General features: G+C 72.1%; 13 protein-coding genes. 5 read left to right on the top strand and 8 right to left on the bottom strand.

Annotated features, from left to right (window positions below):
* Position 1 precedes the first annotated feature (1 nt).
* Positions 2 to 373 carry a holo-ACP synthase gene (locus ACFW47_RS06660; protein WP_386281516.1) on the top strand — a complete coding sequence of 124 codons (372 nt, stop codon included), beginning with the start codon at positions 2 to 4 and terminating at the stop codon, positions 371 to 373.
* A 15-nt stretch (positions 374 to 388) separates the two neighbouring features.
* Here ACFW47_RS06660 and ACFW47_RS06655 read toward each other — a convergent pair whose 3' ends face one another.
* Entirely contained in the window at positions 389 to 1,027 is a 639-nt protein-coding gene (locus tag ACFW47_RS06655) for a helix-turn-helix domain-containing protein (RefSeq protein WP_386305020.1), read from the bottom strand.
* Between the two features lie 69 nt (positions 1,028 to 1,096).
* On the opposite strand from ACFW47_RS06655, the gene ACFW47_RS06650 reads away from it, so the two are divergent.
* A complete protein-coding gene (locus tag ACFW47_RS06650; protein WP_386281521.1) occupies positions 1,097 to 2,548 on the top strand; it encodes an NAD(P)H-hydrate dehydratase in 1,452 nt (483 codons plus the stop codon).
* 307 nt (positions 2,549 to 2,855) lie between these two features.
* On the opposite strand, the gene glmS is transcribed toward ACFW47_RS06650, so the two are convergent.
* Both glmS and ACFW47_RS06640 read right to left on the bottom strand, forming a co-directional pair.
* Positions 2,856 to 4,703: a glutamine--fructose-6-phosphate transaminase (isomerizing) gene (gene glmS, locus ACFW47_RS06645; RefSeq protein WP_386281523.1), complete on the bottom strand. Its 1,848-nt coding sequence runs from the start codon at positions 4,701 to 4,703 to the stop codon at positions 2,856 to 2,858.
* 99 nt (positions 4,704 to 4,802) lie between these two features.
* Positions 4,803 to 5,615, bottom strand: a complete 813-nt coding sequence (locus ACFW47_RS06640; protein WP_386281525.1) for a hypothetical protein — start codon at positions 5,613 to 5,615, stop codon at positions 4,803 to 4,805.
* Positions 5,616 to 5,889: 274 nt separating this feature from the next.
* On the opposite strand from ACFW47_RS06640, the gene coaA reads away from it, so the two are divergent.
* Entirely contained in the window at positions 5,890 to 6,858 is a 969-nt protein-coding gene (gene coaA / locus ACFW47_RS06635; RefSeq protein WP_386305019.1) for a type I pantothenate kinase, read from the top strand.
* A 31-nt stretch (positions 6,859 to 6,889) separates the two neighbouring features.
* The gene (locus ACFW47_RS06630; protein ID WP_386281527.1) at positions 6,890 to 7,831 is read left to right on the top strand and encodes a DUF389 domain-containing protein; all 942 of its coding nucleotides are present in this window, start codon (positions 6,890 to 6,892) and stop codon (positions 7,829 to 7,831) included.
* A 10-nt stretch (positions 7,832 to 7,841) separates the two neighbouring features.
* Here ACFW47_RS06630 and glmM read toward each other — a convergent pair whose 3' ends face one another.
* From glmM to ACFW47_RS06610, 4 genes are all read right to left on the bottom strand, one after another.
* Positions 7,842 to 9,200 (bottom strand): phosphoglucosamine mutase, encoded by a 1,359-nt coding sequence (gene glmM / locus ACFW47_RS06625; protein WP_386281529.1) that lies wholly within the window; start codon positions 9,198 to 9,200, stop codon positions 7,842 to 7,844.
* 212 nt (positions 9,201 to 9,412) lie between these two features.
* Complete coding sequence (gene rpsI / locus ACFW47_RS06620) at positions 9,413 to 9,925, bottom strand: 30S ribosomal protein S9 (protein WP_043380984.1); 513 nt, start codon at positions 9,923 to 9,925, stop codon at positions 9,413 to 9,415.
* Positions 9,926 to 9,967: 42 nt separating this feature from the next.
* A complete protein-coding gene (gene rplM / locus ACFW47_RS06615) occupies positions 9,968 to 10,411 on the bottom strand; it encodes a 50S ribosomal protein L13 (protein ID WP_043380986.1) in 444 nt (147 codons plus the stop codon).
* A gap of 207 nt (positions 10,412 to 10,618) precedes the next feature.
* Positions 10,619 to 11,824 carry a glycosyltransferase family 87 protein gene (locus ACFW47_RS06610; RefSeq protein WP_386281534.1) on the bottom strand — a complete coding sequence of 402 codons (1,206 nt, stop codon included), beginning with the start codon at positions 11,822 to 11,824 and terminating at the stop codon, positions 10,619 to 10,621.
* Positions 11,825 to 11,898: 74 nt separating this feature from the next.
* Between ACFW47_RS06610 and ACFW47_RS06605 the strand changes: the two genes are divergently transcribed.
* Positions 11,899 to 12,795, top strand: coding sequence for a hypothetical protein (locus ACFW47_RS06605; RefSeq protein ID WP_386281536.1), 897 nt, complete (start codon positions 11,899 to 11,901; stop codon positions 12,793 to 12,795).
* 11 nt (positions 12,796 to 12,806) lie between these two features.
* Here ACFW47_RS06605 and ACFW47_RS06600 read toward each other — a convergent pair whose 3' ends face one another.
* Positions 12,807 to 14,180 (bottom strand): cellulose binding domain-containing protein, encoded by a 1,374-nt coding sequence (locus ACFW47_RS06600; RefSeq protein ID WP_386305018.1) that lies wholly within the window; start codon positions 14,178 to 14,180, stop codon positions 12,807 to 12,809.
* Positions 14,181 to 14,294: the final 114 nt, after the last annotated feature.

Below are 14,294 nucleotides of genomic sequence, written 5' to 3'. Positions count from 1 at the left end.
CATGAGCATCATCGGGGTCGGGATCGACGTGGCCGAGATCGAGCGGTTCGGCGCGTCGCTGGAACGTACGCCGGCCTTGGCACGGCGGCTCTTCCTGGAGAGCGAGTTGCTGCTGCCCAGCGGGGAGCGCCGGGGCGTCGCCTCGCTCGCCGCCCGCTTCGCGGCGAAGGAGGCGCTGGCCAAGGCGCTGGGCGCGCCGGGCGGGCTGCACTGGACGGACGCGGAGGTGTACGTCGAGGACAGCGGGCAGCCGCGCCTGCGGGTGACGGGGACGGTGGCGGCGCGGGCGGCGGAGCTGGGGGTGGCGTCGTGGCACGTGTCCCTCAGCCATGACGCGGGGGTGGCGTCGGCGGTGGTGATCGCGGAGGGGTGATCCGGGCCGGTGGGGTCAGTTCCCCGTCGGCTGGACGCGGATGTGCATGCGCTCGCCCTGTGCTCCGTACAGGGCGATCCATTCGACGGGCCGGTCCCCCGCGTTGGCGATCCCGTGCGGGACACGGGTGTCGAACTCCGCCGTCTCACCGGCCGCCAGGACGAGGTCGTGGTCGCCGAGGGCGAGGAGCAGGCGGCCGGAGAGGACGTAGATCCATTCGTGGCCCTCGTGGGAGCCCTGTTCGGGACGCGGGGTCCACTCGGTGCGGGCGGTCGCGGGGGCGGGCAGGATCTGCTTGTACGCGTGCAGCCCGTCGTTGGGGTTGCGGGTGAGGGGGATCCAGGTCTGGCCGTGCCGGGTGAAGGGGCGCGGGTGGACGCGGGGGTCGCCGGTGCTGGAGCCGACCAGTTCGTCCAGGGGCAGCCGGTGCGCCCTGGCCAGCGGCAGCAGGTGCCGCAGCCCCGGCTCGCGCCGCCCCGACTCCAGCCGGGACAGGGTGGACACGGAGATGCCGGTGGCGGCGCCGAGCTGGGCCAGCGTGAGGCCGCGGGCCTGCCGGATGGCACGCAGGCGGGACCCCAGCGAGGTCATGACCTGTGCCGTCTCCTCGTCGCGGATGTCACCCATGCCACCCGTGTCACCCGTGTCACCCATGGAACTACTGTCCACCATCGCGGACGGCGGGCCGTGCGTGATGACGGTGCACGGGGAAGACTCGACGCCATGCGGACTGCGTACAGCGTGGAGACGGTCAGGAACGCCGAACGGGAGCTGATGGCACGGCTTCCCGAGGGGGCGTTGATGCAACGGGCGGCGGCCGGACTGGCCGCCGCCTGCGCCCAGGTGCTCGGCCGCGTGGCCGGCCGGGTCTACGGCGGCCGGGTGGTGCTGCTGGTCGGCAGCGGGGACAACGGGGGCGACGCCCTGTACGCCGGGGCGCGACTGGCCCGGCGGGGGGCGGGGGTGACGGCTGTGCTGCTCTCCCCAAAGCGGGCGCACGGCGGAGGGCTGGCGGCGCTGCGCCGGGCGGGCGGCCGGGTCGCGGAGAGCGCCGGTGCCCGGGTCCCGATCGAGCGGGCGGACCTGATCGTCGACGGCATCGTCGGGATCGGCGGCAAGGGCGGGCTGCGTGAGGAGGCGGTGCCGCTCGCGGACGCGGCGGCGCGGTCGCGGGCCTCCGTCGTCGCCGTGGACCTGCCGAGCGGGGTCGACGCGGACACGGGGCAGGTGCACGGGGCGGCCGTACGGGCCGACCTGACGGTGACGTTCGGGGCGCACAAGCCGGGGCTGCTGGTGGATCCGGCGCGGGAGTACGCGGGGTCGGTGCGGCTGGTGGACATCGGGCTGCCGCTGCCGGACGACGCGGCCGAACTGGAGGCGTTGCAGCACGCGGACGTGGCGCGGCTGCTGCCGGTGCCGGGGGCGGAGAGCGACAAGTACCGGCGGGGGGTCGTGGGCATCGCCGCCGGGTCGGCGCGCTATCCGGGTGCGGCCGTGCTCGCCGTCGCCGGGGCGCTGCGGGGCGGCGCGGGGGCGGTGCGCTACGTCGGTCCGGCCGGGGACGCGGTGATCGCGCGGTACCCGGAGACGCTCGTGTCGGACCAGGGGCCGAAGCGGGCGGGGCGGGTGCAGGCGTGGGTGGTCGGGCCGGGGGCCGGTGACGACGCCGGGACCGTGGCTCAGGTGCTGGCGGCCGAGGTGCCGGTGCTGGTCGACGCGGACGGGCTGCGGCTGGCGGACGCGGGGGCGGTGCGGGCGCGCACGGCGCCGACGCTGATGACGCCGCATGCCGGGGAGGCGGCGGCGCTGCTCGGGGTGGGGCGCGAGGAGGTCGAGGGGGCGCGGCTGGCCTCGGCGCGGGAGCTGGCGGGGCGGTACGGGGCGACGGTGCTGCTGAAGGGCTCGACGACGGTGGTGGCCGGGGCGGGGGGCGGGCCCGTGCGGGTCAACTCGACGGGAACGTCCTGGCTCGCCACGGCGGGCAGCGGGGACGTGCTGTCCGGGCTGGCGGGGTCGCTGCTGGCGGCGGGGCTGTCGGCGCGGGACGCGGGGAGTGTGGGGGCGTATCTGCACGGGCTGGCGGGGCGGTTCGCGGCGGAGGGGGCGCCCGTGGGGGCGCATGAGGTGGCGGGGGCGGTGGGGCGGGCCTGGCGGGATGTGCGGGGGGCTTTGTAGGGCGGCGCTTCGCAGGGCGGCGTTCTGCGGGAGCCGTGGGGCCGGGGCGGGGGGGGGGCGTGGGCTGCGGGGGTTCCCGGCGTCGGTGTGCGGGTGGCTGCACAGCCCGGCGGGGCGGGGGGCCTCCCCCACGCTCGGCTTCTCCCACACGGCCGGCTTCGCTCGCGCGGGAGGGGCCCATGAGCGGGAGGTGCCCCCCACCGCCCCGGGTGCCGCCCCATGGGGGTACCTCCCAGGCCGTTCAGGCACTGGGGGCACGACTGTCCGCGGCTACGCGGCCGGCGGCACTGCCCGCAGCCGGGGGGCGTCACTCCACCGTTACCGACTTCGCCAGGTTTCGGGGCTGGTCGACCTCGTTGCCCCGCGCCGTCGCCAGCTCGCACGCGAAGACCTGCAACGGCACCGTGGCCACCAGCGGCTGGAGCAGGGTCGGGGTGGCCGGGATGCGGACGAGGTGGTCGGCGTAGGGAACGACCGCCTCGTCGCCCTCCTCGGCGACGACGATGGTGCGGGCGCCGCGGGCGCGGATCTCCTGGATGTTGGACACGATCTTGTCGTGGAGGACCGAGCGCCCGCGCGGGGACGGCACGACCACGACGACCGGCAGGTCCTCCTCGATCAGCGCGATCGGCCCGTGCTTCAGCTCGCCGGCCGCGAAGCCCTCGGCGTGCATGTACGCCAGCTCCTTGAGCTTCAGGGCGCCTTCGAGGGCGACGGGGTGGCCGACGTGCCGGCCCAGGAACAGCACCGTGTTCTTGTGGGCGAGGGAGCGGGCCAGTTCCCGCACGGGCGTCATGGTCTCCAGGACCTGTTCGACGGCGGCGGAGATCCGGGACAGGTCGCGCACGACGTCGCGGATCTCGTCGCCGTACTTCGTCCCCCGCACCTGGCCGAGGTACAGGGCGACCAGGTAGCAGGCCACCAGCTGGGTGAGGAAGGCCTTGGTGGAGGCCACGGCGACCTCGGGGCCGGCGTGCGTGTAGAGGACGGCGTCGGACTCGCGGGGGATCGTCGAGCCGTTGGTGTTGCAGATGGCCAGCACCTTGGCGCCCTGTTCGCGGGCGTGGCGCAGGGCCATGAGGGTGTCCATGGTCTCGCCGGACTGGGAGATCGCGACGACCAGGGTCTGCTGGTCGAGGATCGGGTCCCGGTAGCGGAACTCGCTGGCCAGCTCCACCTCGCAGGGGATCCGCGTCCAGTGCTCGATGGCGTACTTGGCGATCAGCCCGGCGTGGAAGGCCGTACCGCACGCGACGACGACGACCTTGCCGACCTCCCGGAGCACGTCCGCGGGGATGCGCACCTCGTCCAGGCTCAGCGTGCCGGAGCCGTCGATGCGGCCCAGGAGGGTGTCGGCGATCGCCTGCGGCTGCTCGGCGATCTCCTTGAGCATGAAGGAGGCGTAGCCGCCCTTCTCGGCGGCCGAGGCGTCCCAGTCGACGTGGTAGGAGCGGACGTCGGCCGGGCTGCCGTCGAAGCCGGTGACCGTCACGCCGCCGGGACGCAGCTCCACCACCTGGTCCTGGCCCAGCTCGATGGCGTCCCGGGTGTGAGCGATGAAGGCCGCCACGTCCGAGGCGAGGAAGGCCTCGCCCTCCCCCACGCCCACCACGAGCGGCGAGTTCCGGCGCGCGCCGACGACCACGTCCGGCTGGTCCGCGTGCACCGCGACCAGCGTGAACGCGCCCTCCAGACGCCGGCACACCAGCCGCATCGCCTCGGCGAGGTCGGCGCAGGCGGAGAACTCCTCGGCGAGCAGGTGGGCGACGACCTCGGTGTCGGTCTCGGAGGCCAGCGCGTGGCCGCGCTCCTCCAGCTCGGCCCGCAGCGGCGCGAAGTTCTCGATGATGCCGTTGTGGACGACGGCCACCCGGCCCGCGTTGTCCAGGTGCGGATGGGCGTTGGCGTCGGTCGGCGCGCCGTGCGTGGCCCAGCGGGTGTGGCCGATGCCGGTCACGGCGCTCGGCAGCGGCCGCTCGGCCAGTTCCTTGTCCAGGTTGACCAGCTTCCCGGCGCGCTTGGCGGTGGCGAGGCCGCCGTCCGCGAGCACGGCCACACCCGCCGAGTCGTATCCCCGGTACTCGAGTCGCTTCAGCCCGGCCATCACGACGTCGAGCGCCGACTGTGACCCCACGTATCCCACGATTCCGCACATGACCGGCAGCCTACGATCAGATTCGATCGCGAACCGGCCTTCCCGTGCCCGAAATCGGAAATTCCCACCGGGGTACGAACGCCATCACCGGACCCGGCGTCAGCCGAGCTTGGCGACCTGCGCGTCCACGACGTCCATGGGGACCTCGAAGTCCGCGCCGCTCATCATGGACGAGAGGTTGGTGGCGCTGAAGGTGGCGAGCGTGTCGCCCTTGCGGACCACGATGACCTTCATGGGCGCGTTGGCGTCCTTGCCGATGTCCACGCCGAGGGTGGCGGCGAAGCCCTCGTCACCGCCCTCGGGGGCGTCGGTCGCGGCGACTTCGGCGACCCGCATCCTGTCGCTGCCCATGCTCGCGGTGAAGCCGCCGGCACACTTCTCGCCGGCCGTCTTCAGCTCCGTCAGCGCCTGCTCGGCGCCGCCGCCCGCGTACGAGGCGACGTTCAGCCTGATCATGTTCACCTGGATCTCGGTCATGTCCTGACCGTCCGGGCCCGAACCCTCGGAGAGCGTGTCCGTCTGCCCCTCCCAGGAGCGCTTCACCTCGGCACCCGGCTCACCCTGGGCCACCGCGGCGACGGCGAGCGCGACCGGCAGACAGGCCTTGTCGTCCGTGGAGACCTTGTCCCTGGCGACATCCTCCTCGGCCGGGATCCCGGTGGCGACTTCGCCGCTCTTGACGTCGGCCTGGGCGAGAGCGGCCTTCTCCAGTTCCGCGGCGCTCAGGGCGTCGCCCGCCGGGGCGGCCCGGTCCGGCTCCGCCTTGCCGTCGCCCGCCGGAGGGGACTGGTCCGACGTGGCCCTGGAGCCATCGCCACCTTCGCCGGACGACCCGCCGCAGGCGGTGACGAGCAGGGTCAGGGCGGCGGCCGAGGCCGCGAGGGCGGTGCGGCGAACAGCGGTCGTTCTCACGTCGGCACTCTTTCATCGGGGTGATGTCCGATCACGCGTCGGAACACGCGTCGGAACCACGTCGAGATCTGCCGGACGAGGCAGACGGGTTCCGCTCGAATTTGTGCACGATACAGACGGCAATCGCACTTGTGATCGATAACTAGCCATCCGTACCCGCCCGTAACCTCGGTGGAGGCGTCGATCAGCGGCGGACCGGCCGACGTGACACACCCCACCTGCCGCCCCGTTCGAACTCCGTTAACAATGGACTGTGATCTCTCCGGTCTCCTCGATGCCCCGGAGCGCCCACCGGCAACGGCCGGAGGCGACTCCCTACGTCGACCTCACCCGCCCCGAGTGGAGCGCGCTGCGCGACAAGACGCCGCTGCCGCTGACCGCCGAGGAGGTCGAGAAGCTGCGCGGCCTCGGTGACGTCATCGACCTCGACGAGGTCCGCGACATCTACCTCCCGCTGTCCCGGCTCCTCAACCTCTACGTCGGCGCCACCGACGGCCTGCGCGGCGCGCTGAACACCTTCCTCGGCGAACAGGGCTCCCAGTCCGGCACCCCGTTCGTCATAGGGGTCGCCGGCTCTGTCGCCGTCGGCAAGTCCACCGTCGCCCGCCTGCTCCAGGCACTGCTCTCCCGCTGGCCCGAACACCCGCGCGTGGAGCTGGTCACCACCGACGGCTTCCTGCTGCCCACGAAGGAGCTGGAGGCCCGGGGCCTGATGTCGCGGAAAGGTTTCCCCGAGTCCTACGACCGCCGGGCCCTGACCCGTTTCGTCGCGGACGTCAAGGCGGGCAAGGCGGAGGTGACCGCGCCCGTCTACTCCCACCTCATCTACGACATCGTCCCCGGCCAGAAGCTCTCCGTCCGCCGCCCGGACATCCTGATCGTCGAGGGCCTGAACGTCCTCCAGCCCGCGCTGCCCGGCAAGGACGGCCGCACCAGGGTCGGCCTGGCCGACTACTTCGACTTCAGCGTGTACGTCGACGCCCGCACCGAGGACATCGAGCGCTGGTACCTCAGCCGCTTCCGCAAGCTGCGCGAGACCGCCTTCCAGAACCCGTCCTCGTACTTCCGCAAGTACACCCAGGTGTCGGAGGAGGAGGCCCTCGACTACGCACGCACCACCTGGCGCACCATCAACAAGCCCAACCTGGTGGAGAACGTGGCGCCGACCCGCGGCCGGGCCACCCTCATCCTTCGGAAGGGGCCCGACCACAAGGTGCAGCGGCTGAGCCTGCGCAAACTGTGACGGCGCCCGTCCCAGCCGGTAGAAATGCCGGATGCTGCATCTGCGCCTGATCACCCCGGCCGACCGCACCGACGAGGTCGTCCACCTGATCGACCGGACGGTCGGCACCGCGCACCTGGTCGTCCTGCCGGGCGCCGCCCGCGACCCGGTGGGCGACGTGGTCATGTGCGACGTGGCCCGCGAGGCCGGCGACGAGCTCATCAACCGGCTCCGTTCCCTGGGCATCGACAGCCGCGGCGCCATCACGGCCGAGAACATCGACCTGTCGTTGTCCGAGCGTGCCGAGCGGGCGGAGCGGGACGCGCCGGGCGAGCCCGCCGACGCGGTGCTGTGGGAGCAGTTGGAGGAGGCGACGCACGAGGAGTCGACCCTCTCCATCACCTACATCGCCTTCATCACGCTGGCCACGATGATCGCGGCCTGCGGTGTGGTGCTCGACAACGCGGTCCTGATCGTGGGCGCGATGGCCGTCGGCCCGGAGTTCGGCCCGCTGGCCGGCATCTGCACGGCGATCGTCCAGCGGGCCCCGCGGCTGGCACTGCGCTCACTGATCGCCCTGCTGGCGGGGTTCGCGGTGGCGATGGCCGTGACGGTGGGTTTCAGCTGGGTCATGGACGGCTTCGGCCTCTTCAGCGAGAGCAAGCTGGACGCCGACCGTCCCAATACCGGTTTCGTCTACGCCCCGGACTGGTTCTCGTTCGTCGTGGCCCTCATCGCCGGAGTGGCGGGCACGCTGTCGCTGACCTCTGCCAAGTCGGGTGCCCTGGTGGGCGTCGCCATCTCCGTCACCACGGTCCCGGCCGCCGCGAACGCGGCCGTGGCCCTGAGCTTCGGCGACACCGGCCAGACGGTGGGCTCCAGCGAACAGCTCCTGCTGAACCTGGGCGGCATCATTCTGGCCGGCACCCTGACCCTGCTGGCCCAGAAGGCCCTGTGGGCGACCCAACGACGCCGGATGACGAAACCCGCCTAGGGGCGAGGAACTATCCCAGCGCCGACTTGACGGAATCCGCCAGCCGCCCCGCCACAGCCCGAGCCTGCTCGATGTCCGCCGCCTCGACCATCACCCGCACGAGCGGCTCGGTCCCGGAGGGACGCAGCAGCACCCGCCCGGTGCTCCCCAGCTCCCGCTCGGCCTCGGAGACCGCCGTGGCCAGCTCGGCAGAGCTCGTCACCCGCGACTTGTCCACGTCCGGCACATTGATCAGCACCTGCGGGAGCCGCTCCATGACGGACGCGAGGTCCCGCAGCGTACGCCCGGTCTGCGCCACCCGCGCCGCCAGCATCAGGCCGGTCAGCGTGCCGTCACCGGTCGTGGCGTGGTCGAGGATGATGACGTGGCCGGACTGCTCGCCGCCGAGCGCGTAGCCGTGCTCCTTCATCTCCTCCAGGACGTACCGGTCGCCGACCCCGGTCTGCGCGAACCGGATGCCCTCGCGCTCCATGGCCAGCTTGAAGCCCAGGTTGGACATGACGGTCGCGACGACGGTGTCGGAGCGCAGCGCGTCCCGCTCCCGCATCGCCAGCGCCAGCACGGCGAGGATCTGGTCGCCGTCCACCTCCGCGCCGGTGTGGTCCACGGCCAGGCAGCGGTCGGCGTCGCCGTCGTGGGCGATGCCCAGGTCGGCGCCGTGCTCGACGACGGCCGCCTTGAGCAGGTCGAGGTGGGTGGAGCCGCAGCCGTCGTTGATGTTGAGGCCGTCCGGCACGGCACCGATGGTGACGACCTCGGCCCCGGCCCGCGCGAACGCCTCGGGCGAGACCCGGTGGGCGGCGCCGTGCGCCTCGTCGAGGACGATCTTCAGCCCGTCGAGGCGGTTGGGCAGAACGCCGACGAGGTGGGCGACGTACTGGTCGAGCCCCTGGTCGTAGTCGCGGACGCGGCCGACGCCGGCGCCGGTCGGGCGGTCCCAGGGGGCGCCGGTGCGGTGGTCGGCGTAGACGGACTCGATACGGTCCTCCAGCTCGTCGGCGAGCTTGTGGCCGCCGCGGGCGAAGAACTTGATGCCGTTGTCGGGCATGGCGTTGTGGCTCGCGGAGAGCATCACGCCGAGGTCGGCGCCGAGTGCGCCGGTGAGATGGGCGACCGCGGGCGTCGGCAGCACGCCGACGCGCAGCACGTCCACGCCGGCGCTGGCCAGGCCCGCGACCACGGCGGCCTCCAGGAACTCCCCGGAGGCGCGCGGGTCCCGTCCGACCACGGCGGTCGGCCGGTGTCCGGCGAAGGTGCCCGCCTCGGCCAGTACGTGCGCCGCGGCGACGGAGAGACCGAGCGCCAGCTCGGCCGTCAGATCCGCGTTGGCGACACCGCGCACGCCGTCCGTGCCGAAGAGTCGTCCCACTTGTCCTCCTGAGGAAACGTCACGGACGGGAGCGCTGCCGGTGCGGCCCACGCAGCGGGCCCCCGTCGTCCCGGGCGCGCGCCGCCCGGCCATCCGATCACATGAGCCTTAGAACGTCTTGTGCCGTTATACGCCCAACGGCTGGGATAAACGAACGCCCCGGCAGCACAGTGGCGTGCCGCCGGGGCGTTCGGAGTACAGGCAGGCGCGGCTTAGCGCTTGCTGTACTGCGGAGCCTTGCGGGCCTTCTTCAGACCGGCCTTCTTGCGCTCGACCGCACGGTCGTCGCGCTTGAGGAAGCCGGCCTTCTTCAGCGGACCGCGGTTGTTGTCGACGTCGGCCTCGTTCAGGGCGCGGGCGACACCGAGACGGAGCGCACCGGCCTGGCCGGAGACACCGCCACCGGCGATGCGGGCGATGACGTCGTAACGGTCGTCCAGCTCGAGCACCTTGAAGGGCTCGTTGACCTCCTGCTGGTGCACCTTGTTGGGGAAGTAGTCCTCAAGGGTGCGGCCGTTGATCTTCCACTTGCCGGTGCCCGGGACGATCCGGACACGGGCGATGGCGTTCTTGCGACGGCCCAGGCCGGCGGCCGGCTGGGGCTCGCCGAAGGCGGAGGCCATGGACTCCGAGGTGTACTCGCCCTCGACGGGGACCTCGGACTCGGTGGTGTAGCTGTCGATGTCGATCTCTTCGAGCGGCTGCTCGGCAGTGGTCTCGGCCACGATGCTCCTCAGATTCTCTTCAGTCTTAGGGGGTGGCCGGACTTACTGCGCGACCTGGGTGATCTCGAACGGCTGCGGCTGCTGCGCGCCGTGCGGGTGCTGGTCACCCTTGTAGACCTTCAGCTTCGAGAGCATCTGACGGCCCAGGGAGTTCTTGGGGAGCATGCCCTTGATGGCCTTCTCGACGGCCTTCTCCGGGTTCTTGTCCAGCAGCTCGTCGTAGCGCACCGAGCGCAGGCCGCCCGGGTAGCCGGAGTGGCGGTACGCCATCTTCTGGGTCCGCTTGTTGCCGGAGAGGTGCACCTTGTCGGCGTTGATGATGATGACGAAGTCACCAGCGTCGACGTGCGGCGCGTAGATCGGCTTGTGCTTGCCACGCAGCAGGGTGGCGGCGGTCGTGGCGAGACGACCCAGGACGACGTCCTGAGCGTCGATGACGTGCCACTGGCGCGTCACATCGCCGGGCTTGGGGCTGTACGTACGCACGGTTCGTAGCCTTCGCTTCTTCAGTGAATGGTCCTGACAAGGTCACCGAAGACGATCACGACAGCCCTGACCGCACCGCGGTGACGCAAACCGCGTGCTGGTCGCTGGTCATCGGTCCCGGTGGACCGGTGTAAGGGCCCCTCACGTGAGAATGAGCAAGCCAATACACATACGACTGTGCAGAGTACCCGGGGTGGCACAGCCTGGTCAAAACGGAGCCGCGGCGGCCTGCGCCCTCCTCGCCCCGGCCCCGGGGCGCACCTCGTCGTCCTCGGCCTCCCGCCCCGGGTTCGCCTGCCGGGCGACCGTCACCGCCAGCACACACAGCGTGAACGCGTCCCGGAAGGCCCGCCGCTTCTCCGACTCCAGCCAGGGCCAGGTCACCCCGGGCACCTGGGGCACCAGGGAGATCCAGAACCAGACCACGCGGGCCGCCGAGCCGGCGTACGGCAGTCCGGCGAGCAGCAGCGGCAGGACGACCAGGAGGTAGTGGTCGTAGGAGGGCCGGGAGACGAGGAAGGCCGCGAGCATCAGGCCCGCGCCGGTCTCCGCGAGCCGCAGCGGCCCGGGATCGGCGCGGCGCCAGCGGACGTACGCGCACAGCACCCCGGCCCCGGCCGCCGCCACCCCCACCGCCTGGGCGAGCGCCTCCGGCACTCCGAGCCGGGGCAGTACGGCCGCCGGGGACGCCTCGTACAGCCGGACGAAGCCGTCGTCGCCGTGCAGGAGGAAGGGCAGGGTGCGGGTGAAGAAGCCGGCCGGGTCGGGCATCAGCAGCGCCGCCGCGCCGGAGGCGAGCGCGGGCAGGGCCACGGCCGTCGCCAGCGCCCGCCACCGCCCGGCGAACACGAAGAGCAGGACCACGGGCGCGAGCAGCGGCTTGAGCGCCACCGCCGCGCCGATCACCACCCCGGCCGCCGTCCACCGCCCCCGGCTCGCCAGCAGCAGGGACAGCGGCAGGGCCACGGCCGCCGTCACCGTCCAGTTGCCGAGCCGCACCAGGTGCCCGAACGGTGCGAAGCCCGCCGCGAGCCCGGTGAGCCCGAGTACCGCGAGCCTGCTGCCGAGCGGCACCCGGTGCAGCCGCAGCGCGCACGCCCAGCCCACCGCCAGCAGGGCGGTCACCGCGCACGGCACCAGCCACCGCAGTACCGCACCGGGCAGCATCGCCTGCGGTGCGGCGGCCAGGACCGCGCTCGGGAGGTAGAGGAAGTGCGGATCGTCGTACGGGGAGCCGCCGGCCAGCCAGGTCCGGGCGGCCCGCACGACGATCGCGTTGTCCATCCCCCCGCCCGAGGTCGCCCGTGCCGCGTGCCCCGCGCACGCCGCCAGCACCGCCAGGAGCACCGCCCACAGCGGCCCGCCCGCCGGTCGCACCAACCACCCGGAGATGTCGCTTTTGCCCGTCCGCATGGACGGAACGCTAGGGCTTGCGGGGCCTCAGGAGCCGCACCAGCACGCCGCACGGCCCGTCTAAGATGCCGCCCATGAGCTTTGGGCAGGGGGGACCTCAGTCGCAGTGGGATCCCTGGAAACCGCAATCGCAGCAGCCGTCCCAGCAGCCCTGGAACAGCGGTCAGGGCGACAACACCCCTGACTGGGCCGCCCTCGCCGAGGCCTCCGAGGCCCGCGCCAAGCGCCGCCGGCTGCTCTTCATCGGCGGCGGCGCCCTGGCCACCGTGGCGATCGCCAGCGCCGTCGCCGTGGCCGTGGTCTCGGCGAACGGCTCCGGGCAGGCGTCGGACGCCCCCTCCTCGCGGCTGCCCGCCACGGCGGACATACCCAGCGCGTCGGCCACCGCCCCCTCGTTCGCGCCGACCAGCGCCCCGCCCCCGCTGGACCCCAAGGACTTCATCTCCAGCGTCAAGAAGGACAAGGCCCCGCTCAGCCCCGACGCGCTCTTTCCCGGCACCCAGCTCACCATGAGCGGGACGGTCTACAGGAAGGGCCCGACGGCGGACACCCGCACCTGCGGCTCCGCCGCCCAGAAGACGCTGCCGAAGGTCCTCACCGACAACGACTGCACCCGCATGATGCGGGTCACCTACACCCAGGGCGACGTGGCGGTGACGGTCGGCGTGGCCGTCTTCGACACCGAGGCGCAGGCCGTCAGGGCCAAGCAGCAGGCCGACAAGAAGAGCATCATCCGCTCCCTGTCCGGCGGCGGCGTGAAGTCCTTCTGCACCGGCGCCGTCTGCCGCTCCACGACCAACTCCTACGGCCGCTACGCCTACTTCACCGTCGCCGGCTTCACCGACGGCAAGGACGTGACGGAGAAGACCACCGAGGTGTTCAAGGCCGGCGACGACCTGGCCGAGTTCGCCTTCCGCCAGATCCACCGCCGCGGCGAGGCCCAGGCGTCGGCGGCGGCCCAGGCGGGCTGACCGCCGCCCGGTCAGTCACTCCCCGCGAGGGTGTTCACGTGACTCGTGCCCGCGGCGGCGTAGCCGGCCGCGGCCTTCGCCGCGTCGTCCGCGGAGACGACCTGGCCGGACATGAGGTAGACCCAGTCGACCTTCATCTCCCAGGAACGCTCCCCCTTGAAGGGGAGGTCGATGAACCAGTTGCTGAAGTTGATGCTCATCGGCTCGCGCGGGAGGTACTTCTTCCCACTGGTGAACAGCGTTTCGCCGTCCACCGAGTAGGTGACCTTGCCGTCGGCCGCGGTCATGGCCAGGGTGTGCCAGCCGCCGAGCTTCAGCTGGTGGGGCTCGGTGACCCGGTCGCCCTCTTCGCTGTTGCGCCAGCTGGTGGTGTCGAGAAGCGGGCCGTAGCGGCCCCAGCCGCCGTTCGCCATGTACTCGAAGTCGAGTTCGCTGTACTTCTCCGACTTGTGGTCCGGCGAGATGGCGAAGACGGACTGGGAAGCGTGATCACCGTCCTCGCCGGTCACCGGTTCGTCGGTGAAGTACACGCGGGCGACGAATGTGCCTTCGCGGAACACCGGACGCACGGTGTGGAATTCGGACTGCACCGTTCCCTTCGCGGTGCCGTCGGTACGGGCCTCCAGCCGCAGCGCCTGCCCGCCGTCACCGTTCTCGCCGGCGGGGAACGTGACCCCCTTCGCCGACCACGAGTCCTCGACGCCCGGGCCGCCCGCACCGTCACGCACCTCCCAGCCGTTGGCGGCGAGCGCCGGGTCGTCGGGGCCCGTGTAGGCGAAGTCGTCGAAGAGGAGCCCGTCGGGCGGCCGCACCGCTTCGGCGGGGGCTGCGGCGTTCGCGCGCTCCCCTGACCCCGCGGTCTCCCCCTGCGGCCCCTCGCCCCACGCCTGGGCCCCGTCCAGGTAGGCCGTGACCCGCTCGGACTCCTGGTACGACGTCTTCTCCGCGTCGAACGAGTAGTCGTCCGACTGGTCCAGCTTCTTGTGGTCGACGCGGTACAGCTGGAGCCCGATCGCCTGGGTCGTCCCACCGGGCTTCAGGGTGCCGGCCTCGCCCGTGAAGCCGATCTGCAGATAGCGGTCGGCCTTCGGACCGGCCTTCCGCGCGGCGGCCGTGTGCAGGGTGACCTTGGAGCAGTCGAGGGACGTCTGCACGCAGTTGGCCGCGAACTGGGCACCGTCGTCCGCGGTGTAGTGGTACCGGACGGTGACGTCGGCGAGGTCTACCGCCTCACCGGACGTGTTGATGACTTCCAGCCACGGTTTGGCGGCGTCCGTCACCGTCGGGCCTTCGGCGGTGCGGTAGCGGACGGTCAGGGCTGTGGACTCCCCGTCCGACGGCCACCATCGATAGGCGGCCGCACCAGCGGCGGCCAGGAGGACCACCGCAAACATAGTGATAAGAGCCTTTCGCCCTTTACCAGAAGATTTACTGCGATGGGACACGGAATACCCCAGATTCCACGGGCGGCTGTCGAGCGAATCTTAGGCACACGCTCA

The sequence above is a fragment of the Streptomyces sp. NPDC058796 genome (genome assembly GCF_042745235.1).
Lineage (GTDB): Bacteria > Actinomycetota > Actinomycetes > Streptomycetales > Streptomycetaceae > Streptomyces.
Note: the sequence above shows the minus strand (reverse complement) of the source record. Positions and strands in the feature narration are given on the sequence as shown.

Bases quoted from the DNA above. Each gene is read 5' to 3' on its own strand.
- ACFW47_RS06660 (WP_386281516.1), top strand. From the start codon at position 2: ATGAGCATCATCGGGGTCGGGATCGACGTGGCCGAGATCGAGCGGTTC.
- ACFW47_RS06655 (WP_386305020.1), bottom strand. From the start codon at position 1,027: ATGGGTGACACGGGTGACACGGGTGGCATGGGTGACATCCGCGACGAG.
- ACFW47_RS06650 (WP_386281521.1), top strand. From the start codon at position 1,097: ATGCGGACTGCGTACAGCGTGGAGACGGTCAGGAACGCCGAACGGGAG.
- glmS (WP_386281523.1), bottom strand. From the start codon at position 4,703: ATGTGCGGAATCGTGGGATACGTGGGGTCACAGTCGGCGCTCGACGTC.
- coaA (WP_386305019.1), top strand. From the start codon at position 5,890: ATGCCCCGGAGCGCCCACCGGCAACGGCCGGAGGCGACTCCCTACGTC.
- ACFW47_RS06630 (WP_386281527.1), top strand. From the start codon at position 6,890: ATGCTGCATCTGCGCCTGATCACCCCGGCCGACCGCACCGACGAGGTC.
- ACFW47_RS06610 (WP_386281534.1), bottom strand. From the start codon at position 11,824: ATGCGGACGGGCAAAAGCGACATCTCCGGGTGGTTGGTGCGACCGGCG.
- ACFW47_RS06605 (WP_386281536.1), top strand. From the start codon at position 11,899: ATGAGCTTTGGGCAGGGGGGACCTCAGTCGCAGTGGGATCCCTGGAAA.